This is a genomic window from Clostridium sp. UBA5988 (assembly GCF_002435615.1).
GTDB classification, from domain to species: Bacteria; Bacillota; Clostridia; order Clostridiales; family Clostridiaceae; genus Clostridium_J; species Clostridium_J sulfidigenes.
The window spans coordinates 1-25,809 of the sequence record NZ_DJBA01000032.1 but is presented as its reverse complement, the minus strand read 5'-3'; the positions used below and the strand labels follow the sequence as shown (position 1 = coordinate 25,809).

The 25,809-nt window shown below is 30.6% G+C and carries 20 protein-coding genes and 1 other annotated feature; of the genes, 1 reads left to right on the top strand and 19 read right to left on the bottom strand.

Translation table 11 applies throughout. The features are described 5' to 3' along the window. Nucleotides 1-34: 34 nt before the first annotated feature. From B3J31_RS08640 to B3J31_RS08610, 7 genes are all read right to left on the bottom strand, one after another. The gene (locus tag B3J31_RS08640) at nucleotides 35-1,975 is read right to left on the bottom strand and encodes a sigma-54-dependent Fis family transcriptional regulator (protein ID WP_346873881.1); all 1,941 of its coding nucleotides are present in this window, start codon (nucleotides 1,973-1,975) and stop codon (nucleotides 35-37) included. A gap of 105 nt (nucleotides 1,976-2,080) precedes the next feature. After that, complete coding sequence (gene uvsE, locus B3J31_RS08635; protein WP_346873880.1) at nucleotides 2,081-3,328, bottom strand: UV DNA damage repair endonuclease UvsE; 1,248 nt, start codon at nucleotides 3,326-3,328, stop codon at nucleotides 2,081-2,083. 21 nt (nucleotides 3,329-3,349) lie between these two features. Beyond that, nucleotides 3,350-4,174 (bottom strand): zinc transporter ZupT, encoded by an 825-nt coding sequence (zupT, locus tag B3J31_RS08630; protein WP_150841597.1) that lies wholly within the window; start codon nucleotides 4,172-4,174, stop codon nucleotides 3,350-3,352. A 289-nt stretch (nucleotides 4,175-4,463) separates the two neighbouring features. Beyond that, a complete protein-coding gene (locus B3J31_RS08625; protein WP_150841598.1) occupies nucleotides 4,464-4,958 on the bottom strand; it encodes a hypothetical protein in 495 nt (164 codons plus the stop codon). 162 nt (nucleotides 4,959-5,120) lie between these two features. Next, the gene (locus tag B3J31_RS08620) at nucleotides 5,121-6,458 is read right to left on the bottom strand and encodes an APC family permease (RefSeq protein WP_346873879.1); all 1,338 of its coding nucleotides are present in this window, start codon (nucleotides 6,456-6,458) and stop codon (nucleotides 5,121-5,123) included. Between the two features lie 12 nt (nucleotides 6,459-6,470). Continuing rightward, complete coding sequence (locus tag B3J31_RS08615) at nucleotides 6,471-8,168, bottom strand: FAD-dependent oxidoreductase (protein WP_346873878.1); 1,698 nt, start codon at nucleotides 8,166-8,168, stop codon at nucleotides 6,471-6,473. Between the two features lie 17 nt (nucleotides 8,169-8,185). Further along, nucleotides 8,186-9,454 carry a YeeE/YedE family protein gene (locus tag B3J31_RS08610; RefSeq protein ID WP_346873877.1) on the bottom strand — a complete coding sequence of 423 codons (1,269 nt, stop codon included), beginning with the start codon at nucleotides 9,452-9,454 and terminating at the stop codon, nucleotides 8,186-8,188. 278 nt (nucleotides 9,455-9,732) lie between these two features. On the opposite strand from B3J31_RS08610, the gene B3J31_RS08605 reads away from it, so the two are divergent. Then, nucleotides 9,733-10,623, top strand: a complete 891-nt coding sequence (locus B3J31_RS08605) for a LysR family transcriptional regulator (RefSeq protein WP_346873876.1) — start codon at nucleotides 9,733-9,735, stop codon at nucleotides 10,621-10,623. A gap of 31 nt (nucleotides 10,624-10,654) precedes the next feature. On the opposite strand, the gene B3J31_RS08600 is transcribed toward B3J31_RS08605, so the two are convergent. The 12 genes from B3J31_RS08600 to lysS all read right to left on the bottom strand — a co-directional run bounded on the left by B3J31_RS08600 (nucleotide 10,655) and on the right by lysS (nucleotide 25,200). Then, nucleotides 10,655-11,182, bottom strand: a complete 528-nt coding sequence (locus B3J31_RS08600; protein WP_346867120.1) for a YeeE/YedE thiosulfate transporter family protein — start codon at nucleotides 11,180-11,182, stop codon at nucleotides 10,655-10,657. 12 nt (nucleotides 11,183-11,194) lie between these two features. Further along, nucleotides 11,195-11,428, bottom strand: coding sequence for a sulfurtransferase TusA family protein (locus B3J31_RS08595; protein ID WP_035132122.1), 234 nt, complete (start codon nucleotides 11,426-11,428; stop codon nucleotides 11,195-11,197). A gap of 19 nt (nucleotides 11,429-11,447) precedes the next feature. Beyond that, a complete protein-coding gene (locus B3J31_RS08590) occupies nucleotides 11,448-12,128 on the bottom strand; it encodes a YeeE/YedE thiosulfate transporter family protein (RefSeq protein ID WP_346867139.1) in 681 nt (226 codons plus the stop codon). A gap of 220 nt (nucleotides 12,129-12,348) precedes the next feature. Then, entirely contained in the window at nucleotides 12,349-13,311 is a 963-nt protein-coding gene (locus tag B3J31_RS08585) for an oligopeptide/dipeptide ABC transporter ATP-binding protein (protein WP_150841603.1), read from the bottom strand. Between the two features lie 11 nt (nucleotides 13,312-13,322). Further along, complete coding sequence (locus tag B3J31_RS08580) at nucleotides 13,323-14,267, bottom strand: ABC transporter permease subunit (protein WP_346873875.1); 945 nt, start codon at nucleotides 14,265-14,267, stop codon at nucleotides 13,323-13,325. Next, the gene (locus tag B3J31_RS08575) at nucleotides 14,257-15,237 is read right to left on the bottom strand and encodes an oligopeptide/dipeptide ABC transporter ATP-binding protein (RefSeq protein ID WP_346867122.1); all 981 of its coding nucleotides are present in this window, start codon (nucleotides 15,235-15,237) and stop codon (nucleotides 14,257-14,259) included. Before B3J31_RS08575 ends, B3J31_RS08580 begins: the two co-directional genes overlap by 11 nt. Before the next feature lie 27 nt (nucleotides 15,238-15,264). Continuing rightward, nucleotides 15,265-17,709 carry an ABC transporter permease subunit gene (locus B3J31_RS08570; RefSeq protein ID WP_346873874.1) on the bottom strand — a complete coding sequence of 815 codons (2,445 nt, stop codon included), beginning with the start codon at nucleotides 17,707-17,709 and terminating at the stop codon, nucleotides 15,265-15,267. Nucleotides 17,710-18,107: 398 nt separating this feature from the next. Continuing rightward, entirely contained in the window at nucleotides 18,108-19,643 is a 1,536-nt protein-coding gene (gene rlmD / locus B3J31_RS08565; RefSeq protein WP_346873873.1) for a 23S rRNA (uracil(1939)-C(5))-methyltransferase RlmD, read from the bottom strand. A 149-nt stretch (nucleotides 19,644-19,792) separates the two neighbouring features. After that, nucleotides 19,793-20,152: a DUF1540 domain-containing protein gene (locus B3J31_RS08560; protein WP_035132134.1), complete on the bottom strand. Its 360-nt coding sequence runs from the start codon at nucleotides 20,150-20,152 to the stop codon at nucleotides 19,793-19,795. Nucleotides 20,153-20,473: 321 nt separating this feature from the next. Then, nucleotides 20,474-22,231 (bottom strand): pyruvate kinase, encoded by a 1,758-nt coding sequence (pyk, locus tag B3J31_RS08555; RefSeq protein ID WP_150841608.1) that lies wholly within the window; start codon nucleotides 22,229-22,231, stop codon nucleotides 20,474-20,476. A gap of 108 nt (nucleotides 22,232-22,339) precedes the next feature. Continuing rightward, on the bottom strand, nucleotides 22,340-23,299 hold the full coding sequence (gene pfkA / locus B3J31_RS08550) for a 6-phosphofructokinase (protein WP_150841609.1): 960 nt from the start codon (nucleotides 23,297-23,299) through the stop codon (nucleotides 22,340-22,342). A gap of 380 nt (nucleotides 23,300-23,679) precedes the next feature. Next, entirely contained in the window at nucleotides 23,680-25,200 is a 1,521-nt protein-coding gene (gene lysS, locus B3J31_RS08545; protein WP_150841610.1) for a lysine--tRNA ligase, read from the bottom strand. Nucleotides 25,201-25,388: 188 nt separating this feature from the next. After that, nucleotides 25,389-25,726, bottom strand: a binding site (T-box leader). Nucleotides 25,727-25,809 lie beyond the last annotated feature (83 nt).

Below are 25,809 nucleotides of genomic sequence, written 5' to 3'. Positions count from 1 at the left end.
ATTCTAATCATTGATAATAAAAAAACAAAGTAATTTATAGGTTTTTTATGTTATATTTTTTTATCTTTCTATAAATAGTAGCTCTACTTATTCCTAGCATTTCCGCAGACTTTAATATGTTACCTCCGCAAGAGTTAATAGCTTTTACTATACTTTCTCTTTCTAAAATATCTATAGGTACTATTTCATCTACATCACTTGCTTTCTCATTATTAAAATTAGCTTCTATCATTTGTGACTTTTCCAAAGATTGTACACAAATTATATCCTTTTCACTAGAATAATAATCTCTTTCTATAGCATTTCTAAGTTCTCTTACATTTCCAGGCCAATCATGTTTTTTTAGTTCATTTATATAATCTGTTGTTATTAGTTTATATTTAGCTTTATTTTTAAAATTAAGACTATTAACAAAGTGTCTTGCTAGTGTCTCTATATCTTCCTTTCTTTCCTTCAAAGGGATGGTTTTTATATTCATTACATTTAACCTGTAATACAAATCTTCTCTAAAAGTTTTTTTACTTACCTCTTCTTTTAACTCTTTATTAGTTGCTCCTATTATTCTTACATCTAATTTCTTTTCGTAATTTCCGCCTACTCTAACTATGGTATTGTTATCTAAAACTCTTAATAATTTCGATTGCATATCTAAAGGAAGTTCTCCTAATTCATCTAAGAAAATTGTTCCACCATCTGCTAATTCAAATTTCCCTGGATGTCCCTCTTTAGCAGCTCCAGTAAAAGCGCCCTTATCATAACCAAAAAATTCACTTTCCATTAGATCTCTAGGAATTGAAGCACAGTTTACAGCTACAAAAGGGCCATTACTTCTTTCACTATAATTATGTATAGATTGAGCTACTAGTTCTTTTCCCGTGCCGCTAGGTCCTTCTATTAATATATTGCAATCACTCCTTGAAGCCCTTTTTGCAAAATTTATCATATTTATCATTTTATCGTTACTAGTTACAATGTCTTCAAACTTATAGTTAGCCTTATATCCTACCACTTTATTTACAAACCTATGTACAGATTTACTTTCTCTAAAAGTTATAACTACTCCCATAGACCTATTATTAACATTCATAGGTACAACATTTAATATACACTTTATTCTTTTATTCTTAATATTAAAGTCACATTCTATGTTATTATAAGCTTCCTCATAATTTTCTATAATGTAATCAAAATTTAAATTACCTAAAGCTTCTTTTATATTTATTTCAAATATTTCATCTTGATTCATAGCTAAAATATTTTCTGCCCTATGATTCACTCTCTTAATATTAAATTTTTCATCTATTACTATCATTCCCTCTACAATGGAATCAAAAGTTATATTTAATAAATTATAGGATAATATAAGTTCTAACTGTTTCTTTATGGATTCAGCTGCTGCAATAACTATTCCTAAAGTATGCAGATGTGCATCCTTGCATATGCCAGACATATTTATACACCCTATTATTTTCCCATCACTATCATGTATAGGTGCTGATGAACACGTCCAAGAATGTTGTTGTATACCATAATGCTCAGCGCCAATAGTTTGTATAGGTTTATTTAGATATAAGCAAGTTCCTATAGCATTAGTTCCTACTGCTTTTTCTGACCATAAGGCTCCCTTTGTAAATCTTAAGTCCCTAGCTTTTTCTAAAATACTATCATCACCAATAACATCTAGTATATATCCATCTTTATCTGCAAGGAATAAAGCAAAGCCTGAACCTGATATGGTGTTATACAAATTCTCCATTATAGAATGTGCTACTGAAACTAATTCTATATTCTCTTTAACTTTAATTCCTACAGGAGCTTTGTATTCCTCAACACCTCTTCCATCCATATAGTCTACATTATACTCTTTACATCTTATCCATGAATCTCTTATATCTTTTTTAACTTTTTTATTATCTATACCGTATTTCACAAATTCATTCCATGCTTTTGTAATTAATTCCGTATAATTATCCATTCTTACACTCCCACCCCTTAAGAAATATATACTCAAAACAATAAATTTATTATTTTAGTATTTGTTTTATATCACCATGGATAAAATGTATACCTAGAACTAAATCTAATATATAAAATAATAAGAATTATTAATGTAATCCACTCCATATTTTTCGCTTAGTTTCTTTAACAAAGTTTTTACCTTAATATTATTTTCGTCTGGACTTTTTAAAAGTTCATTAAACCTATTCTTTTCTTTTAATGTTGCTTTATCTTTTATATATCCATAAACATGTTGTGCTGTGTTAATGAAATTCCCTCTACTAAAAGGCTTTTCTAGACACTGATCTATATACATATACACTTCTCTCATTGGTATAGGAGAATTTACTAAGCTACTACATTTTTTATAATAAGAATAATCCTTTTCCATTAAAGAATACTTATACTTTGCCCATTGCTCTGTCCTTATTGAAATTGGTAAGTCCTCATTAAGAGTGCAAATACACTTGATTGTTGATATTTCCTTATCCTTAACTTCAAGCATAACATCTGAATTAATTTCTGAAATACTTTTCATATAATCTAAAAAATTACTAGTAACAACAAACTTAGAATGAGCTCCTCCTTTTTTACTTATATCTCTATCAGAATAATGGAATTTTACTGGCCCATCTTCAACCTTCCATGTATTTTTAACAGAGTATAAAATATCCTTCCACTCTAAAGAACAAGGATTGAGCTGTTGATGAAGATTATCAAACACTGCTGGTATTTTAATATCATTACAAATATTTAATACATCTTCTATGGTATAACTCTTATCATCATTCTCAATTACCAATCTTTTTTTCAAAGAGTTTGATAGTCTATTAAAATTATGCTTAAATCGTTCCATGGCAGAAAGTTTATCTCCATATACCCCTCCAACATGAAGTATGATTTTGTTAGAATAGTCCACACCTAAACTATCTAAAAATTTGCAATGATACTCTAGATCCATAATACTTTTCTCAACTACTTCCTCATTAGGAGAATTTAGAACTGTATATTGACCAGGATGCATAGAAACTCTAATATTATTACTTTTTATAAATTCTCCACACTCTGTAAGTTCTTTATTATAGGTCTCCCACCACTTTAGGTTATTAATGGGGTGACTACCAAAGGGAATTATATCTGAACTTATCCTAAATAAATATATTGCATTTTCTACATTCCACTTTAATATATTCATCAAATCATCAATGTTACTTCTAACACACTGATTAAAAATATCATCACTAAAATTTTTTAATAAAAAGCTTCTTGAAGTTTTATATGGAATAGATGCAGGTGTACATGCATATCCAATTCTATTTTTTTCAAGCAACTTACAACACCATCCTTTTACTTAAATGAAAAGTAATAAGCTAATTGCCATTACAGCCATTCCCGCTACTAGTCCATAGATAGATAAATGATGTTCACCATATTCTCTTGCCGATGGAAGTAATTCATCAAGAGAAATGAATATCATAATACCAGCAACTATAGCAAAAATAATTCCAAGAGTAACATTGTTAATAAATGGCATTAGCACTAAATAACCAATAATAGCACCTAGAGGCTCTGACAGTCCAGATAGAAAAGAATATAGAAAGGCTTTCTTTCTACTACCTGTAGCATAAAATACTGGAACTGACACTGCGATACCCTCAGGAATATTATGAATAGCAATAGCAATTGTTATAGGTATGGCTATTGATGGTTCTTGTAATGCAGAAATAAAAGTAGCCAATCCTTCTGGAAAGTTATGAATAGCCACTGCTAGTGCTGTAAGTAATCCCATTCTAAGCAATTTCTTATTATCTTTTGATGTATCTTTTAAATTTTCATTTTCCGTTCCCTCTAATTCTTCAATTTTATAAATATCATGAGGATTTTCACCACTTGGTATAAGTTTGTCAATAATAGCTATAATTAACATACCAAAAAAGAAAGCTCCTACTGTAACCCAGGAACCCAATTTAAATCCCAGTTCAACAGATAATAAATTCCTAGCTTCAACAAAAATTTCTATCATAGAAACATATATCATAACTCCTGCAGAAAATCCTAAACTAATTGATAAAAACTTTGTATTGGTCTTTTTAGCAAAAAACGCAAGAGCACTTCCAATTCCTGTACATAGCCCTGCAAATAACGTTAATGCAAAGGCAATAAAAACCTGTTCCATATCTTTTCCCCCTAAATCCTATATTTTATTCATATACTTATTAATAATTTACACAAACTTGTTTAATTATTACAATATCAATTAATGCAACTTTACTAATTTCCACCCTAATTAAACCTAATTACTATCATAGGATAAATTTATCTATTTTCCTTTAATAGTATAATTATTATATCATAATTAATTTAAAAATCACTACTATGCTATCCTATATAAAATAGCTGAATTTAAGAATAAGTTTGCCTAGTATGATAATTATTCATACTAGGCAAACTTATTTATAAAATATCTAATTATCACATAAAACTATAATTTGTGATGGTGTTGTAATTGCAGGTATACTCTTGGTACTCATTCCATATACAACCACAAGATTTCTATTTTCTATATTTCCCAAAAATCTCTGGCCATTTTCAAGTAATATTTGTGTTCTATTACTAATATTAAGTCTAAGTGAATCATCTCTACTGACTAATCTTCTATTGAAATGAGACACTACGACATTTTCTTTTCTTGATCTTCTGGCTATAACAATAGCTCTATACTGTGGTGGAAATATTAATGGAACAGGTGCTAATGCATCATAAAATCCAATTATATAATCGCCAGGTCTTATATTAACATGGTCTACAAAGTAAGTATCTCGGCTAACTACTAAGTTAAAATCATCATCTCTTCTTCCTCTTACTGACATTATCATTGTACATGCCGATGTGTCATTTACTGATGTTTTCATCACTTCTATACTTTTAACTACTCCTTCAACACTTAAAAATTCCTTCACTATTATTCCTCCATATAATAACATATTATGTTGTTATATATTATGAATTTAAATACTATGTGTTACAAATGTATAAAAACTATAGTGTTTATCTATATAAATAGTTATTTTATCCGTCAAAGTTTCAGAGATTAATTTATTTATACAGTAACAATCTCCTATTTATAAATTCTTACTCGTTGATTTCATTGTCTTTGAATACTTCTTATAGTAAAAATATCCTAACACTGCCCATAAAATCACCAATACCATAGAAGGTCTACTTAATCTTGCAGGAGAACCTGGTATTATCAATAATCCTATGAATACTAGCCCTATAAAAGCCCCCAATGCTGAAAAATATTTGTCAACTCCTATTGAGTTTTTAAACCCAATATAACATACATAAAAATATGCTACTGCAGCTAGTAAGGATGACATATCTACAATATAAATAATAACTTCTCTACCAAACCATGGCGCTATTAAACTGACTACGGCTATAAATTTAACTCCATTTTCGAAAACACCATTTTTATTTTTCTCTTTGTACTTTGCTGGGATAAGTTTATATCTCGACAAAGCTCCAATTAACTTGCTACTCCCTAACATAAACCCATTTATCCCCCCTGCTACTGCACCAGCTAGGGATATTATTAGTAGAATAAAGCCTATATATCCCATATTATCAAGTACTGCAGACCCTAAAGCCCACTGCTCCAATAAAGCTTTCTCTGGAGTATAAACTAGACCTGTTGTAATATTTAATAGGTTATAAAAAAGTACTCCAGCAAATATTGCTAGTAATGCCATTCTTGTAGCTTTTGGTGCTTCAAAATTCAAATCTGTGGATACTTGCGGTATTACATCAAAGCCAACAAACAAGAAGGGTACTATAGCAAAAACTTTTACTACTTCAGTAATATTAAACTTATAGTTATTAATATAGGTATCCCTAATCAAGCTGTGGTCTACCTTCATAAACATGAAAGCAAACACTATAATTACATTTACCACCATTAATAAAATTAAGATGTTCTGTACCATGGAACTCAATTTCAATCCTTTGATATTAATATAAGCAAATACAAGAATTATCAAGCTGGCAATGATAACCTCTGACAAGTATACTGGATAACCTGCTACTTGATATAGATATATAAAATCCACTGCTGAACCAAATAATCTTTTAAGCACCAATACAAAGGCTGTGGCATTAAGTGGAACCATACTTATATAACACAATGTCAAGGACCAGCCTACTATAAATCCATTTCCCTTTCCTAAGTTATTGTAAGTATAAGAGAATTCTCCCCCATCTTCATTATGCTTCTCCATCATTATGTGATAACCCTTTTGTATAAAAACAATAGCAAGACCACCAAGTATGAAACCGATGGCCGTGCTAATAATACCACTTTCATGGAGAAACTTTGAACCTGGCAAGGTAAATGAACCCCATCCAATAATAGATCCTAATGCTAAGGCTAATATGTCTATTCTGTTCAACTTTTTCTTCATAAAATTCAATCCTTAATTAAAATTATATTCTGTAACTATCTTTGCTCTTCCTGTTACTTGATCTTGATAATATTCGTAGCAACAAATACCTAGATAAGAACCAGATATATTGATTACATTATCATATCCACTATTTTGTAGTGCCATTACTGCATTATAACTTCTTTGACTTGAACGACAATGTAAATATACCGGTTTATCCTTTGGAATTTCAGACATTCTTTCTCTAATTTCACTTAATGGAATATTTACTGAATTCTTAAGATGTCCTTGTTCATATTCATGCTTCTCTCTTACATCTACAATAAATTCATCCTTTTCTACTAACTCCCTAACTATTGTTACTGGTACTTGTCTAAACTTACCATATAATAAATTTAGTCCTACTAAAGCTGCAAAATTAACTACATCTTTTGCTGTTCCAAATAAAGGAGCATAACATAACTCTAATTCCTTTAAATTCTCTAAGGTTCCACCCATTGTTATCATTGTTGCAATTACATCTATTCTCTTATCTACATTTCCTTTTCCTATAGCCTGTGCTCCAAGAATTCTTCCTGTTGGATATTCATATATTAATTTGAAATGCATTGGATTACTATCTGGCATTAATCCAACTTTATCTCCTGGAATAATATATACAAAATCATAAGAAATCCCTGCTGCTTTAGCAGCTTTTTCATTTAATCCTGTAGAAGCTGCTCCTAGATCAAATACTTGAACTACAGATGATCCTATAACTCCATAATTATTGTGATGAATATTATACATATTATCAGCTGCTGCTCTAGCCTGTCTTTGAGCTGGTCCTGCTAAAGCCAGCCTTGAAGTTTTATGTGTTAAGCGATTATATACTTCTATAGCATCACCTACAGCATATATATCTTTATCATTGGTCAAATAGTTATGATCAACTTTAATGCCTCCAGTTACTCCAATTTCAAGTCCTGCATCCTTAGCTAATCCTGTTTCCGGACTAACACCAATTGCCATTACTACAACTTTTGCAGCCACCTTTTTACCTGATTGTAATTCTACAAAGTCTTCATCTATCTTCTTAACTCCATCACTTAATATAAGGTTTACTCCCTTATCCATCATTTCTTTGTGAAGTATTTGAGCCATATCATAATCAAAAGGACTCATTATTTGATCAAGTGCTTCTATAAGACTTACATTCTTATCTGCTAAACATAGGTTTTCTGCTACTTCAACTCCTATAAAACCACCGCCAACAACAGCAATATCCTTAATATTGTTACTATCAATATAATTCTTTAATTTCTTTATATCAACTACATTTCTTACTGTAAATACATTGGAACCTGTTACTCCTTCAATACTTCTTGGCAATATTGGATTAGCTCCTGGAGATAAAACTAATTTGTCATAGGACTCTTCATATTCTTCTCCTGTAAGAAGGTTCTTAACTACTACTTTTTTATCTTCTCTTATAATTTTTATAACTTCACTATTAACTCTAGCTTCAATATTATATTGATTTTTGAACTGTGTTGGACACATTAAAACTAAATCATCACCATTTTCCACCATGCCACTTAAATGAAATGGTAAAGCGCAGTTAGAAAAAGATACATGAGGTCCCTTCTCAAACATAATTATTTCTGCTTCTTCATCAATTCTACGTGCTCTTGCTGCAACTGAAGCTCCTCCAGCAACTCCTCCAATAATTAAAATCCTTTTACCCATAACAATGATTCCTCCTTTTAATGTTGTTTAAATAGTCTTTTTGCTAGTGTATTTCCTACAATACCACCAACTACCATGAAAATTAAGAAAATCCAACCGGAAAGTGAGAAATTTGCAATTGGAGTATATAATGCCCCTACATTACATCCATTAGCAAGTCTAGTACCTAATCCCATAGTAATTCCGCCTAGTGCATATAGTAATACTTCTCTTACTGTAATGTGCATCTCTGACATAAATGTTTTCTTAAACTTACCAGCAGTTAACAAGTATATGCTAGTTCCAATGAGTATTCCAAAGTTTTGCACTGAAACAGCATGTTCAAAGAATGGAATAAGATACGCCTTTGCTGGCATTTGAGTAAAGGCTGCCAAAGATTCTGGTGAAACTCCAAATATCATCAAGAATTTCCCAAACCATATTCCATAAGGAGTAGATGCACCCCATCCAGCCTTAGTAATTCCCATTAACAAAGCAAATAATATACCTATAACTACAGCCCCTTGCACTAGTGTCCAAGGTTTTACAAATAATCTGTTGTATGTTGTTTCACTTAAAAGCTTGTAATTCTTAGTGTCTAACACTTCACTTTCATCCTGTACCTTTTCCATTGAGTGACCAGTATAAGTATTATTTTGCTTACGACGTCTCTCGTAACGGTATGATATAAACACAACTACTCCGCAAAATAATGCCATTAATACTAAGGCACCAAGATATCCTTCAAGACCATCCCATTTAAATAGATCTGGTAGGAATACACCTCCTGCCAACTTTTCACCTACTGGAGTTGAAAACCAAGAGTTCTTAACCCATCCTACAGTATTTTGTATAGGGAATCCTAAAAATACTCCTAACCCAAAGAAGATTAATGTAATAAACGCTCTAGGAAGACCTGTTATTAAGTCCGTAAGTACTCCTGATGCACAACATGATGAAAATGACATACCAAACCCAAATAGTATTGCCCCTAATATAAGACCAAGGTTAATTGGGTTTATCCACAGATCGTAACTAGCTGGATCTGCCTTGAATAAAAAAGCAGTAGTCAATAAAGATGAGATAAAGAACAAGACCATTAGTGTCCTCATTAATTTTGTTGATCCTGTGTTAAATGCACGATTAACACTACCTGCAAATCCTGTGTAGGCCCTAGTTAAAGCATAACCTAATCCCACACCCACTAATAGTCTAAAAAATAGCATGTCAGTTTTTAATAATGTCTTTCCTAAAAGTAATACTAGTAAAATTCCTATAAATCCTAAAATTTGTTCAGTCTTTTTCATTTTTTTCCTCCTTATACTTTTAATTTAAAATTTAGTGTGATTTTTTTAACAATATTTGGTGCAAAGTGGTTGTGTTTTCGTTTACATCATGACGTATTATCTTTATAATAAAATTCTATTACATATTATTCTTTTTCCATAGAAACTAAATGTTATATACCATAACACTTCCCTTTAACCAATTGTAAAATATGCCTAATAAAAATAAATATATTTATTTCTGTGTAATATACTAGTAAAATAGAATATATGTATAATTATTTTTAGGATGTGACTATATGAATCTTGAATATCTTGAATCATTTTATATAACAGTGAAATATAATAGTATCTCAAAAGCAGCACAAATTCTTCACCTTACCCAACCTGGTCTCAGTGGTCAGCTTAAGAGCTTAGAAAATGAATTAGGTGTAAATCTTTTAAATCGAAGTAATAAAGGTGTAGAATTAACAGAAGAAGGAAAAGTAGTATTTAACTATGCAGATACTTTACTTTCTATTCAAGGAAATATTAAAAGAGATTTGATTAACTTGCATCAAGAACAACCAAAGTTAATGATTGGTGCTTGCAAAAGTGTGGGTGAATATGCTCTTCCTTGTAGTATTTTTACCTTTAAACATCTCCATGAAGAAGTTGACATTCGTATGGAGGTAATAAATTCAAGGGAAGTTATTCAAAAACTACAAGAACATGATATTAATATTGGAATCATTCAGCATGATCCAATGTTAAATGATATTTCTACTCAACCTATTATTTCGGATGAGCTTTTGCTAGTAGGAAATAGTGATAATTCACCTAAAAGAATTTCTATGGAAGAATTAAAACATATTCCACTAATTTTACGAGAACAAAATTCTGGAACTAGATATGTAATTGAAAAATCATTAAAAGAAAAAAATGTAACTGTAGAAGATTTAAATGTGATTTACGATTTAAATTCTCCCGAATCTATTAAGTCTTCTATTCTTTCGGGAAAAGGTTTTTCTTTTTTACCAAAATTAACAGTTGCTCAAGAACTAAAAAAACAGTCTATTCAAATCGTTGAAGTAGAGGATTTGAAAATTTCTTTCAGTTATTATATAGCTTCAAGAAAAAAATATACACTTACAAAGCACGAGCAAATGTTTGTAGATTTTATAATTTCTAATAAAAGAGGTTTTTGTTAATAAAAGAGGACACATGTCCTCTTTTCCATTTTTATATAAAGAATTTAACTAAAATCTTAACTCCTACCCATGTACCTAACATTACAAAAATACCAAAAACCCAAGCGTGTAAAGAAAATGATGGTATTCCGCTGAAAAAAGCACCAATGTTACAACCAACTGCAAGTCTAGTTCCATATCCCATCATAATTCCTCCTAAAAGAGCAATTATAAACTGCTTTTTATTCTTTATTTTCTTCCATTTAAATTGGGAAGCTAATAAAGTTGCAACTAAAGCTCCTAAAATAACACCTATATTTAAAATTGTATATTGATTAATAAATATGTTTCCATTGGAAATTATAGGACCGTAGTAAGATTGAAAATGACTAAAATACTCCCATTTAAAGGGATCTAATCCAAACCATTGTAGTATGCCAATACCCCATAATAAAAACCCACTAGTTATTTGCCAGCTTATACCAATTAGACCTAGTAAAATTACATTCATTATTCCTAATAAAATTCCACCTACCCAATAAGGCCAAGGTTTCTTAAGACATTTTATTACAGACTTCATTTTATCTCTCCCCTATTTTCCTTTTGGTTTTTGAATATACACTTCCCACTCTCCTCTACCTAATTCCACAAGCTGTATAGGATATTCCTTTTCTAATGCCCATTTCTCTATATCAATGGCCACACAACTATGATCGCAATTAAGAATTAAAATATCTCCTGGCTCCATTGTTTTAAGCTCCTGCATTGCCCTTAACAACGGAATAGGGCATAATTCACTTAAACAATCTACCTTTCTTACTGTCATATAAGCTCCTCCATTACAATTATTTCAAATGTCTATTTTCATACCTTAATGCTAATTTATATAAAATTATTAATACAACTATCTGCGCTAAAACAACAATTTTCAAATCAAAATGCTCTAAAAAGTAAATGGTCTTAGCATCCTTAATAAAATGCTCATACCAAAAAGAATAGTCCTTAGCTCCTAGTAAGGTTCCAATTATGAATCCTATAAGGACAACCCAGTGTAAAGCATGTCCTTCTCCTATTCTCATCAATACACCTGAAGCACAGCCTCCAGCTAAAACCATTCCAATACCAAATATAAAAGCACCAATCATTACATGAATACCTACTGAACTAACTGCTCCTGGAATCAAATTGTAATCAATACCTTTATTATGAATATATCCTGATTGAATTACAGCAAAACCTACAGTACTTACAATCATAGCTAGTATCATCCCTCTTAACCCTCTTGTATTTCCACTAACAAAAGGATCTCTAAATGCTGCTGTAAAACAAAATCTCGAATATCTTAAAATAATACCAATTATAACACCTACACCTAAACATACAGCATAATTATACTTGCTTTTCCAAAGTATAGCACACATTATTAATGTAATTAAAAGCAATGCAACACCGTAAGGAATCTGAGAATTTTCCTTCTTTACTTGACCTTGCCGTTGCTTAATCAATTCATCCATTTCTTTTGACAACATATTATCATCCCTTTAAATAAAATTAATATTTCGTGCCTCAAAATTATATATTATGCCCATATAATAAACCAATAATATATAATGGTCAATATTAAAATAAAAAAACAATTTGCTACCATCACTAAAATTATGGTAGCAAATCATATTTATATTTACATGAATTTTCTTATATATAAAATGTTATTTTTTTAGATGATTTATTTAAAAACACCCTAAACTAATCTTCATGAAGCCAGCATCTAGACCAATGTCCTTTAAAAACCTCTTTTAAATCTGGCAATTCATTTCTGCATTTATCACAGGCTTCATGACAACGATCTGAAAATCTACATCCCTTTGATAATTGTGATAGATGTGGCACATATCCTTCAATTGTTTCTAATCTCCTCTTTTTATCATCTATTCTGGGAATACACTCCATAAGCTTTTTAGTATATGGATTTATAGGATTTTCAAATAATTCTTTATTAGGTGCCATTTCCATGATTTTTCCACAATACATAACTACCACTTCATCTGCCATCTCTGCTACTACCCCTAAGTCATGGGTATTTAATATTATGGACATATTGTATTCCCTATTAAGTTTACGTAATAGATCTAAAATTTCTGCTTGAATTGTAACATCCAAAGCCGTTGTAGGTTCATCTGCTATTAATATTTTAGGCTTACAAGCTATTGCCATAGCTATCATAAGTCTTTGTCTCATTCCCCCACTAAACTGATTAGGAAGCTGATGATATCTTTCTTCTCCATCCGTAATACCAACGGCTTTCATTAACTCTATAACAACCTTTTGAGCTTCCTTCTTACTAACTTTTTTATGAATTATGAGAGCTTCTGCAATCTGTTCTCCTACCTTATTCATAGGATTTAATGTAGTCATTGGATCCTGATATATCATAGATATTTCATTTCCCCTTATTTGTCTCATTGCCTTTTCACTCTTTTTAAGCAAATTTTCTCCTTTATAATATATCTCTCCACCAATTATTTTTCCTGGAGCATCAATTAACCCCATGATAGATAAAGCAGTCACACTTTTACCACTTCCAGACTCACCTATAATTGCCATTGTTTTGCCTTCATCTAGGGTAAAGTTTATATCATCTACTGCAGGATATTCCCTTCCATTCAAATAAAAATATGTTTTTAAATTTTTAACCTGAAGTAATGTCATCTTATCCCTCCTCAATGAAATTTTGTCCTAGGCAATATAATATCTTTTAACACATTAAAAATCATAAAAATTAAATAATAAAAAATCGCCAGAAATAAAATAAATGTAGTAAAGGCTATTCCACCTTCATATGGTGGAATCAAATCTGTTGTATAAAAAAGTATCATATAAAATCCCATTCCTCTAAAGTAAAATAATCTTTCGACTATAATAAGACTTGAAAACATTATCCCCATAACTGTTGGAAATCCAGATAATACTCCATAAATTATGCTTTTCATCATGTGGTTTTTTATAATTTGAACCCTAGAGCATCCCTTTCCCCTAGCTGCTAGTATATATGGCTTTTCAAAATTTTCTTCTATTGTAGTAGCTGTTATCCTTGCAATATATGCTGCTGGAAGTATTGATATTGATATTATAGGGTAAATTGCATTTACAAATCCTTCATCTCCAAATGCTGGCAGTGATCCTAAACCCAATAATGAAATTCCCTTATTATATAAGTATATAGCACCCATCTGTACAAGTACTATTGTTAAAATATCTGGGATTGAAAGAGGTATTAGAGATTGCAGTAATTTTATTGTTCCACTCCTCTCCTTCTTTCTACTATCTATAATTCCTTTAGGAATTCCAATAACAACTGCTAAAAGAGTTCCAAAAAATAATATAAATAAGCTTTTAGTTGCTGTTTTAGCTAATAGTTGTCCTATAGTTTCTCCCTGAACCTTAATATTAAATTCTTCACCACTCAAAAATATTTTAAAGTTATTTCTTATGTTTTGGATAACTCCATCCATTTTCATATTAGGTGTGTGTTTTCCATTGTATGAAACTATATCAAAATCTAATGGTATTCCTGTTACAGCTATAACAAGGAATACAATTACAAGGAGTATTAATATATTCATAAGAACTTTTTTAGTTACCACCTTTAATATTTCAGCTTTCATTTTTACTCCTCCCATCTTTAAACAAATGGCAAGAAACTAACCTTCCATTGTCAAGTTCTATAAGTTCTGGCTCAATAGTTTCACATTTAGCCATTTTTTTAGGACATCTATTGTGAAATGCACATCCTGATGGTATATCCATTGCACTAGGTATTTCACCTTGAAGCTTTATTCTATTAATATTTCTACTAGGCTCAGGTACTGGTGAAGCTGACATTAAAGCCTCAGTATATGGGTGCTTTGGAGAATCAAAAATATCATCAACACTACCTTTCTCTACTATTTTCCCCAGATACATTACTGCTACTTTGTTGCTTACATGCCTTATTACACTTAGATCATGGGATATAAATAAATAGGATAAACCAAACTCTTCTTGAAGATCCATAATAAGATTGAGTATCTGTGATTGAACAGATACATCTAAAGCTGATACAGATTCATCACATACTACAAACTTAGGTCTTGTTGCTAAAGCTTTAGCTATTGCAATTCTTTGTCTCTGACCTCCACTAAATTCATGAGGTAATTTCTTAGCATCCTGTGCTGACAATCCTACCATTTCAAGTAATTTGCCTACTTCTTTCTTGTATTGTAATGGTTCAACTATTTTGTGTATTTGAAGTGGTTGAATCAAAATATCTTCAATAGTCATTTTATAATCTAATGCAGAATAGGGATTTTGAAAAACTATTTGTAAATTCTTTCTTAGCTTTCGGAACTCTTTGTTGCTAATGGTACTAATATCTCTTCCTTCTAAAAATATCTTTCCTTCGCTTGGTTCTAAGAGCCTTAATATCAATCTCCCTATGGTTGATTTACCACTTCCTGACTCTCCAACAAGACCCAGAGTCTCCCCCTTTTCTATTTTAAAGTTAACACCATTTACTGCATGTACAACCCCTTTATTCACACCAAAAATTTTGTCTTTTATTAAAAATTGTTTAGTTAGATTTATTACTTCTATCATGGTTTTTCTCCTTTCAAAGGTTTCTTACTAATCCATCATATAAGAATTCATTGTCATGGTATCTACTAATATTTGTCCAATACTCTCCATTCTTCTATAATTTATATTTTTTATACTATCAATACCACTATTAACTCCATCTGTTGACGAATTCCCTATTCCAACACTTGAAAGTGCATTTAATCTCATGTTAATTAAAGCATTTGTAGTTGCATAATTTTCGTGAAATCTTTGATATCTTACATCTAATTGCTTAAATCGTTTTTCTATCTCTAATCCCATTAGATAATTACTATTCTCTGCTATTTGAGCTGGAAAGGTTATAAGATTTAAATCTTTATCTTCTTTATATCCTGGATAGCTTATATCAAAATAATAATATCCATGTGACATTGCCATATTTACAGGCATACCTTCTATTACACTGTAATGATATGAGCCATCAACCTTTGAATATTTAAATTTGTCATACTCATTATCCCAAAATATAAACTGGATTGACTTTTTCAATGGTTCTTCTGTAAGAGATAACATTCTTGCCACCTCCAATGCTGTTGCAGTAGGAGTTGCTGTCATAGCATAGGTACTGTCAGTTCCATTTTTATAGACACCATCATAGCTTGCCCCTATAATTATTAACTCACCTGGTTCTTCATAGGTTTTGCCTTTACCAGGTAAAAATGCAGTAATATTACGTCCCTTGTAATTTGGTATCTTGGGATAGTCAAAGCTTATCTCAACTTCTCTATAACCCTTCTCTAACACTTCCCTTAATTCATCAAAAGGAATAATATCTGTAGAATTAAAAAAGTAGGTATTATTGCTAGTATTATAGCCTTCACCTAATATAAACTGTATATCATAATTAAAACTTTCTCCTAATTCATTTGTTATTTGATTTTGGATACCAAAAGAATCAAATTCTAAACCACTATATTCCCTCTTAATAGAAAAGAACTCTGTCCCTTCTGGTATATTATTTGCATTTTCAAGGTCTGCTGCAACTCCCTTGTAATGCAATTTTTCTTTTTTCTTAGTCATAAATATGTTTTTACTTACAGTTGCAATTGTAAAATCTTTATGCAACTGGTAGGTCTTTTCTTCTCCATTGTCATCTGTAACCTTTATCCATCCTGATTCAATTACCACAGGAGCCAGAATTTCAGGAATAGTTTCTTCAGTGTTAGTTTCTGAACTTTTTATGGTAGTTGTTAGTGGTATTTCTAAAGTATTAACTTCATAGCCATATGATTTTAAAGTGTTAATTATATATTCTCCTGCTAAATGGCCTCCTTCTGTTCCAGCTACCCTGCCTCTATATTTATCACTGGTAAGTTCTTCAACATGTAGTTTAGCTTGGTTTATGTCAAATTTATAAAGGCTTGGATGCCAAGGTATTACTATATATGCAATAACACCTATTATAATTAAACTCTTGATAATTACAGGTTTATAGTACTTCTTAATATCTTTAAGCTGTGAGATAAATATTTTTGGTGATATTAGGTAAGAAATCTTTCTAATAGAACTAATAACTCTAGACTCCCTCTTTTGAAATTCTATTCTAAGTCCCTCTCCTGTAAGATTTATTCCAATTATTGCAACACTAAAAACCAATATAGGATAAAGAGTCATCCAATATGTTGTTTCATATTTTTTAACGTTTATTGCAATTCTTGAGAGAGTACCTCCCCATTCAGGCTCTAAAATCATTTGATAATTTGCTCTAAAGGCTAGTGCCTTAACTTGTCTTGCTACTCCAACAAAAATATAAAGAACTGCTAACTGAGCAATTAAAAACAACGCCATACCCATTTCTTTAAAAAACAAGCTTATACTAGTTGGTAATATGTGAGGTAACACATTTTGCCGTGCTATCTGTAGTTTTGTCTTCCCTATAGCTATCTCACCTTCAATAAAATCTTCTTCCATAACCATCCTAGTGGAATCTTCAATTATTCCAGCTAATTTAGCCCATCCCACAATGGTAAGTACTATTGCAAAAGCAAAAATTGACTTATCCATTTGTAAATTTCTGAAGTATCCTATATTCAAAATAACAAAACTAAATAAAAGCATAGGTATTGCAGTAAAAAATGTATTAAATATTTTTATTATATTTGAAACAAACTTTACACCCATTCCTGCAGCTAATCCAAGTGGAAGGGCTAAGATCATTCTAAATATAGTTATAAGAAGTGCCAATTTTAATGTGTTTCTAGTTCCATATACAAGTCTTGAGTATACATCTCTTCCAGCATCATCTGTTCCAAGAATATTATCTTTATTAGGTGGCATTGGATTGTACGCAAACTTTTCTACCAATTTACCATCCTCTTTGTATTCTATATACTTAGGTGTTTCTTCAAAAAGAGGATCCTTTGACGCGAAAAATCCTGGGTATAAAGCTACAATTGATAAAAATATTACAATTATACTTCCAATAAGTAATGGAAAATTTATTTTTTTCATTGTATAGTTACTCCCCCTCAAATAATATTTTACTTATAAGTATATTTTTATACTATATGTAAATCAATAGTAATATACTTATCTACAATTTTATCTAATTGTCAAAGATTCATCAATGAATTTCATTTGTCACATTTCAACATTAATCATAAAACCTAAATATTTTTTCAACATAAAAAACCAGTAAAGATTATTATTTTTAATCTTTACTGGTTTGTACATGGATTCTTGTATAACTTTCTTTAATTGTTATTGTGATATTTTACTATAGCTAATTAACTATTTAAATATATGACTATATAACTAGTTAACTATTTAGCTATTAAACAATATAACTATATAACTATATAACTATTTGTTCTGTTCATGCGGGTTTCAAGGATTTTAGTGTTCATTAGTTATCTCTCTAGCTTAACAACGGCCTCAGTATGATGTCCTTGAGGGAACATGTCTACTGGCTGTAGCTCCACTGCTTTATAATTTAATTCTTCAAGAATCTTTAAATCCCTTGCTAAGGTTGCAGGGTCACAGGATACATAAACAATCCTTTTAGGTTTTACTTCTGCTATGGCATGTAGAAGTGATTCCTCACAACCCTTTCTTGGAGGGTCTAGCATAATTACATCTGGGTATATTCCGCCTTCAATTAGTTTCGGAATTTCTTCTTCTGATTTTCCTACTATAAATTCCACATTTTTTACATTATTAATTACTTTGTTTTCATTAGCATTTTCTATAGCTTCTGGTATTATTTCAATTCCATATACCATTTTAGCTTTTTTAGATAAGAACAGTGATATAGTCCCTGTACCACAATATGCGTCAAATACAACCTCGTCTCCTGTAAGACTTGCATATTCTAATGCTTTTTTATATAGCATTTCTGTTTGTACAGGATTTACTTGAAAGAAAGATAATGGTGATATATTAAATCTAAATTCACCTATATAATCCGATATTGTATCTGTTCCCCATAGAGTAATAGATTTGTTACCTAAAATCACATTTGTTTTATCCTTATTTACATTTTGAATTATAGATTTAAGATTTAAAATTTCTTCTCTAAGAGATTTTATAAGTGGTTTTATATTAGGTAACTTTTCTCCATTAGTAACTATTACAACCATTACCTCCTTAGTCTGAAAACCCTCTCTAATCATTATATGTCTAACTACACCACTATGATTTTTTTCGTCATAAGGAGTTACTTTATTCTCTTTCATCCATTCCTTAAGGATCTTAACAACTTTATCACCTATTTTACTTTGTATATAACAGTGATCCATATTTATTATTTCATGGGATCTTGGTGCATAAAATCCTACTACTATATTTCCATCATTATTTCCAACTGGTAACTGAACCTTATTTCTATAGTTATATGGGAAATCCATGCCCATAGTATTATGTACCTTTAATCCTTCTATCTTTCCTACTCTTTCCATAACATCCTTTACTCTTTGAGTTTTAAAGTTAAGTTGTTCTTCATAGGATATATGTTGAAGATTACAGCCTCCACATCTCTTATAAATTGGGCATATGGGTTCTGTCCTATATTTAGATGAGAGAATTACATCTAATAGTTTACCTATACCATAGGTTTTACTTATTTTTATAAGCTTTATCTTTACTGTTTCACCCTTTATGGCTCCTTTAACAAACACAGTAAAGTTATTTATTTTACCTACCCCTTCTCCTTCATGTCCATATCCTTCTATTTTAATTATATAATCCTTATTCTTTGCAATTTCTATATCTGCATGATTATTGTTTAATTCTAAAATAAGATTTTCTATCTCTGCTTCTCTTTCTTCACTTTCCCTATCCTCTTTTAGAAATCTTTCTTTTTCTAATGAAGCTTCCACTCTTTCTCTCTCTTCTTTTTCAGCTTCTTCTATAACTTTAACCTTACTTATCTCTTTACGTATTTTCATAAAACCACCCTTTATTAGCTTCTAATTAATTTTAATTTTATCAGAAAACTAGTCAATTAACCATAATAAGTAGTCATAATATAAAATTAAAGTAAGGGCAACTTTAGATTATTAATAAAATTAGCTAAAGTTACCCTTACTATAGTGAATTAAATCTTAAAAGTTTCACAGTCTGTTCTATTACTACTTATTGCACCTACCCCATTAATGTGTACAAAGTTTGCAACACAATCCTTATTGATATTATACCTACAGTTTATTGCATCACATACTATTCTTGGTCCTGTACCTCCAGAGAAATTATTAAAGCTTTGTTTAACTTCTCCTCCAATATTCATATTATATACATTGGAAAGAGAATTTTTTATTCCCATTTCTGTGAAGCTTCCACACTGAGTATACTCACTAGAGTGAGCATTTGCTCCTTGTACATGAATACTGTTAGCGGTGCACATTCCAGAATTATTGTGTGTACAATTAGTTGCATTACATGCTAAATTTCCACTCATTCATAGCACTCCTATTCTTAATTATTATCTTAAGTTATTAGATAATACTATTATGTGGAAAAATATTTTTTTTATGCACGGGGTAGGCCTAAAATTATAGCTACTTCTTAATGCTAATATATCTAAATGAAAACTCTCGAAAAAATTAAAGACACCCTTAGCGGGTGTCAATAATGAATCAGTTGCCAAAAATGTTATATTTTAAGTCTTATCCATTGGATTATTAATTATACATTAAATTTCAGATAATTTCAATATTTTTTATAAATTTTACATAAATACCATAATTATCTTAATTTTTAAATAATTCCTTGGATGAAACTACTTAATATTAGCTTTGCCGCTATATACCATTCCTACTTTTGAGTCCATAGTTATAAAACATCCAGATTTTATAATTGAAGATGCGTTTTGTGCATTATATATAATAGGAATGTTTCTTGATGCACATTCTAGTAATACACTAGAACTCATCTCATCGCTTTCTACTATTATTCCACCAACTTCATTAAGCACATCTGAAAAATCTCTACTTAATTTATCTACTATAATAATTTGCTTTTCATCTAGAGAATTAAAAAACTTCTTAGAATTATTTACATGCATTACTGTTCCAAAAGCTGTACCAGAATTACTTCCTTTACCTTGTAAAAGTACATCTCCTATAATATGAACCTTCATCATATTTGTACTACCTATGTAGTTCATTGGTATTCCGGCAACAATTACTACAAGATCACCCTTCTCTACATAATTAGCTGCTAATGCAATTTCTGAAGTCTTATCTATTAATTCATCTGTATCCTTTAATTTTGGAGTTATTACAGGGAACACACCCCAATTTAGTGCTAAACTTCTTGCAACCCTTTCGTAAGGAGTACAAGCTATTACTTCACATTCCGGTCTATATTTAGAGATTTGTCTTGCAGTTTGACCACTTTGAGTCGCTGTAATTATTGCTGATGCATTTAACTCCATTGCTGTTGTACATGTAGCTACACTTATAGCATTAGGCACATTAGCAACATGTAACTTTCTTCTTTTCTTAAAACTTTCCTCGTAGTTTATATATTCCTCTGCCTTCATAGCTATTTGAGACATAGTTTTTACAACTTCTACTGGATATTTACCACTGGCAGTCTCTCCACTTAGCATTATAGCATCAGTTCCATCAAAGATGGCATTAGCTACATCTGAAGCTTCTGCTCTAGTAGGTCTTGGATTTCTAATCATAGAATCTAACATTTGAGTTGCAGTAATTACGGGCTTTCCAGCTTCATTACATTTTTGTATAATCATCTTCTGAACTACTGGTACCTCTTCAGTAGGAATTTCCACTCCTAAATCCCCTCTTGCTACCATAATTCCATCAGAATACCTTATAATTTCATCAATATTATCTACGCCTTCTCTATTTTCAATCTTTGAAAATACTTGAATATAATCTCCACCATTCTTATCAAGAAGATGTCTTATATCTAGAACATCTGTACCTTTTCTTATAAAAGATGCAGCTACTATATCTACTTCACTTTCTATACCAAACATTAAATCTGCTATATCTTTCTCTGTTAATGCTGGAAGATTTAATTTAACTCCTGGCACATTCATTCCCTTGTGATTTCCTATAACTCCTGTATTTTCAACATGAGTTTTTATTTCTTTACCTTCTATAGATAATACTTTTAATGCCACTAATCCATCATTTATTAAAAGTATGTTTCCTGGTTTTATATCTTTATAGAGGTTTTTATAAGTAATAGAACATTTACTCTCATCTCCTATAATATCCTCTCCACAATGAACGATAAAAGTTGTTCCTTCTTTAAGTTCTACAGTTCCATTTTCAAAGTTTCCAGTTCTAATCTCTGGTCCCTTTGTATCAAGTAATATAGCAATATGCTTTTCTAATTCAGCTCTTGCTTCCTTAACCATATCTATTCTTCTCTTATGTTCTTCATGACTTCCATGAGAGAAATTTAATCTGGCAGCATTCATACCATTTTCAATTAACTTTTTTATAATTTCCTTTTCATCAGTAGTAGGTCCCATTGTACAAACAATTTTAGTTTTCTTCATAGTTATCCTCCTTTATATTTCATAGATTTAAATTCTTTTGCCTAGATAACTTTACCATTATATAAAATTATATTAAAAAATTTGTAATTCTACAATATCTATAACCCATTAATTCGACAAATCTACACTTAATTTATATAACTCTTCATTAAAACATGATTTTAAATCTAAAGCTTCTTTTATATCTATATCTATAATTTTATTTGTCTTTATACCAATAAGCCTTGCTGTCTTTCCTTCTAACAACACTTTTACCGCTTTACTACCCATTCTTGAAGCTAAAATTCTATCAAAAGCACTTGGACTTCCGCCTCTTTGTATATATCCAAGCACCGTTGCCCTAGTCTCTATACCCGTTATTTCCTCTATGCTTTTAGCTAATTTCTGTGCTCCACCTACACCTTCAGCTAAGATTATAATATTATGAAGCTTACCATTACGTTTTCCTTTGAAAATATTCTCACATATATCTTCAATTGTGAATTTTTTTTCTGGAACTATTACCTGTTCTGCCCCACCAGCAATACCTGAAAATAAAGCTAAATCTCCACAGTTTCTTCCCATAACTTCAATTACACTCACTCTTTCATGGGAGCTAGATGTATCTCTAATTTTATTTATGGCATCAATAGCTGTATTTAAAGCTGTATCAAAACCAACGGTATAATCTGTATAAGGTAAATCATTATCTATAGTACCTGGTATTCCAACTGTTGGTATACCTAAATCACTTAATTCCTTAGCTCCTCTAAAGGATCCATCTCCACCAATGACTATAATTCCATCTATTTTAAGGACTTTAATAACATTAAGCGCCTTCTGTCTCCCTTCAGGTGTTCTAAACTCTTCACTTCTAGCAGTCCTTAGGATAGTACCACCTCTTTGAATTATATCAGAAACAGAGTGTCTATCCATCTCAAATATTTCCCCATTAATAAGCCCATTAAATCCTCTATGTACTCCAAATACTTGGACTTCATTTTCAATTCCAATCCTAACTACAGCTCTTATTGCTGCATTCATTGCTGGTGAATCTCCACCGCTAGTCAATACTGCAATTCTTTTCACTATATTACCCCCTAGCTTTATTGTGGTTATTATTTTCTTAAATCACTACTTACTTAAGTCAATTTTAATGTTTAGAGTTACTCCTTGCAACCTATTATTGGATGCATTTGAGTAAATATCTATAAATTTGCTATTGTAAATGTTGTCAGCTTTTAATAAAGTCTCTTATAATTTATTCTTCCCCATTTTACCCTTTATAATTAATAAATTTCATTAAAATTTACATGCAAAATTAAGAAGAGCTACCTCTATAATTAAACTAAGTTTTACCAACAATTCAATTTACAATCTAATATTAATAAATTTTTTTCATATCTTCATGCAAATTAAGGTTAAATCTAAGTAAAATTTGAACTAACTCTTCTTATATTATCTTTTAATTATCTTTTTACTAATGGAAAAGCAATTACATCTCTTATAGACGATGAGTTTGTTAGAAACATCATCATTCTATCTATTCCTATTCCAAGACCTCCTGCTGGTGGCATAGCTACATCTATAGCTACTGCAAATTCTTCATCCATTGGGCTAGCAGTTTCAAGTCCTGCTCTTAATTTCGCTGCTTGCTCATGAAGTAAAATTCTTTGTCTTAATGGATTATTAAGTTCTGAATATGCATTTCCAAGTTCTACTCCAAAGGCATAAGGTTCAAATCTTTCTATTAACTCTGGATTTTCTCTATGAACTTTACATAGTGGAGACGAATCTAATGGAAAATCTATTACAAAGGTTGGCTCTATTAATTTATCCTCGCAATAAGCCTCAAATAATGTAAGTATTAAGTCTCCTTTATTTGCTTCTTCAATATTAAATCCATCCCTTTGCTCCGCTTCTAATAATCCTTTTTCTATAATTAGAGGTATTATTTCTTCCTTAGTTAATCTTTCCACATCTATCCCTGTATCTTTAAGAACTAGATTACACATAGTTTCTCTCTTCCAAGGGGCTTTAAAGTCAATTTCAACACCGTCATATACAGCTTTAGTTGTTCCTTTGATTTTAGTAAATACGTGGTCATATAAATCTTCCATAATTCTCATCATATCATTATAGTCAGCATAAGCCATGTAACATTCAAACAATGTAAATTCTGGATAGTGAGTTCTATCTATTCCTTCATTTCTAAAGGAACGTCCCATACTAAAGACTCTATCAATGCCTCCAACCATCAATCTTTTTAAGTATAACTCTGGAGATACATTCATAAATACTTCACAGTCTAATGCATTTACATTAGTTATAAATGGTTTAGCTTCTCCTCCACCATATTTTGTATCTAAAATAGGGGTTTCCATTTCCATAAATCCTTTAGAATTCATAAACTCTCTTATGGCATACATAGCTTTAGCCCTATTTACAAATCTATCTCTTACATCTTCATTCATTATCATATCTAGGGATCTATGTCTTTGTCTTAAATCCATATCTTGAATTCCATGATATTTTTCTGGAAGAGGTCTTATAGATTTTGAAAGCACGGTAACATTTAGAGCTTTAATAGTTATTTCCTCTGTTTTTGTTTTAAAAGCCAATCCTTCTACACCAATTATGTCTCCTACATCAAGAAGTTTAATAACTCCATAGGCATCTTCACCAAGATCATTTTTACTTATATACACTTGAATATTTCCATTTTGATCCCTTAAATTTAAAAATGTTACTTTACCCATTCTTCTTAAAAGCATTATTCTTCCTGATAAAATAAATCTCTCTTCACTATCTATATTATCAAAGTTTTTTGTTATATAGGTTGAAGTAGTGTTTGGTTCAAAAGTATAGGGATAAGGATTGATTCCTCTGCTTAAAAGTTCATTTAATTTTTTTATTCTCTCAACGTTAAATTCATTGGCATCTTGCATTATTTCTTGTAAGTTATTTAATTCTACATAATCATTGTACATATATAATAGTACCACCTTTCAATTTTGCTTTTTAACTTTAATTTCTCGTAATTTTTATGAAGCTAAATAACACCTCATTATAGTATTTAATTAGACTTATTTACCTTAATTTCATTATTAAATTACTTTACTTTCGTCCATTAATAAATTTTTTGCAAAATAAAAACTCTCACCTCCAAGACATTAGTCTTGGGGACGAGAGTTTGGTAAGTTCAACTTCGTGGTACCACCCCAGTTTATTAATATGTCACCATATTAACCTTTTCAAGTACGGCTTTACAATAAAATATATTAAGCTTATACCCTAGCTCTATAACGGGAGCACCCGTTACACCATCTCTCTTCCTAAAGGAAACTTCTTTCTTTTTTAAGAAGCAACCTCACTTTAAGATAAACTCTAGTGAAGTAAAGATCCTGTGTACAACTCCGAGGCTTTTTTCACCAAACTGTTTTTTGCTTTCTCTCACCATCTAAAGCTCTCTGTAAAAAAATTGAGTTTGATTACTCTTCTCTTCATAGTTTTATTGAGTATATTTTAATATACTCAATATACAATGTCAAGAATTTTCAAAAAAACTTATATTATTATCTGATCGATTTATGATAATG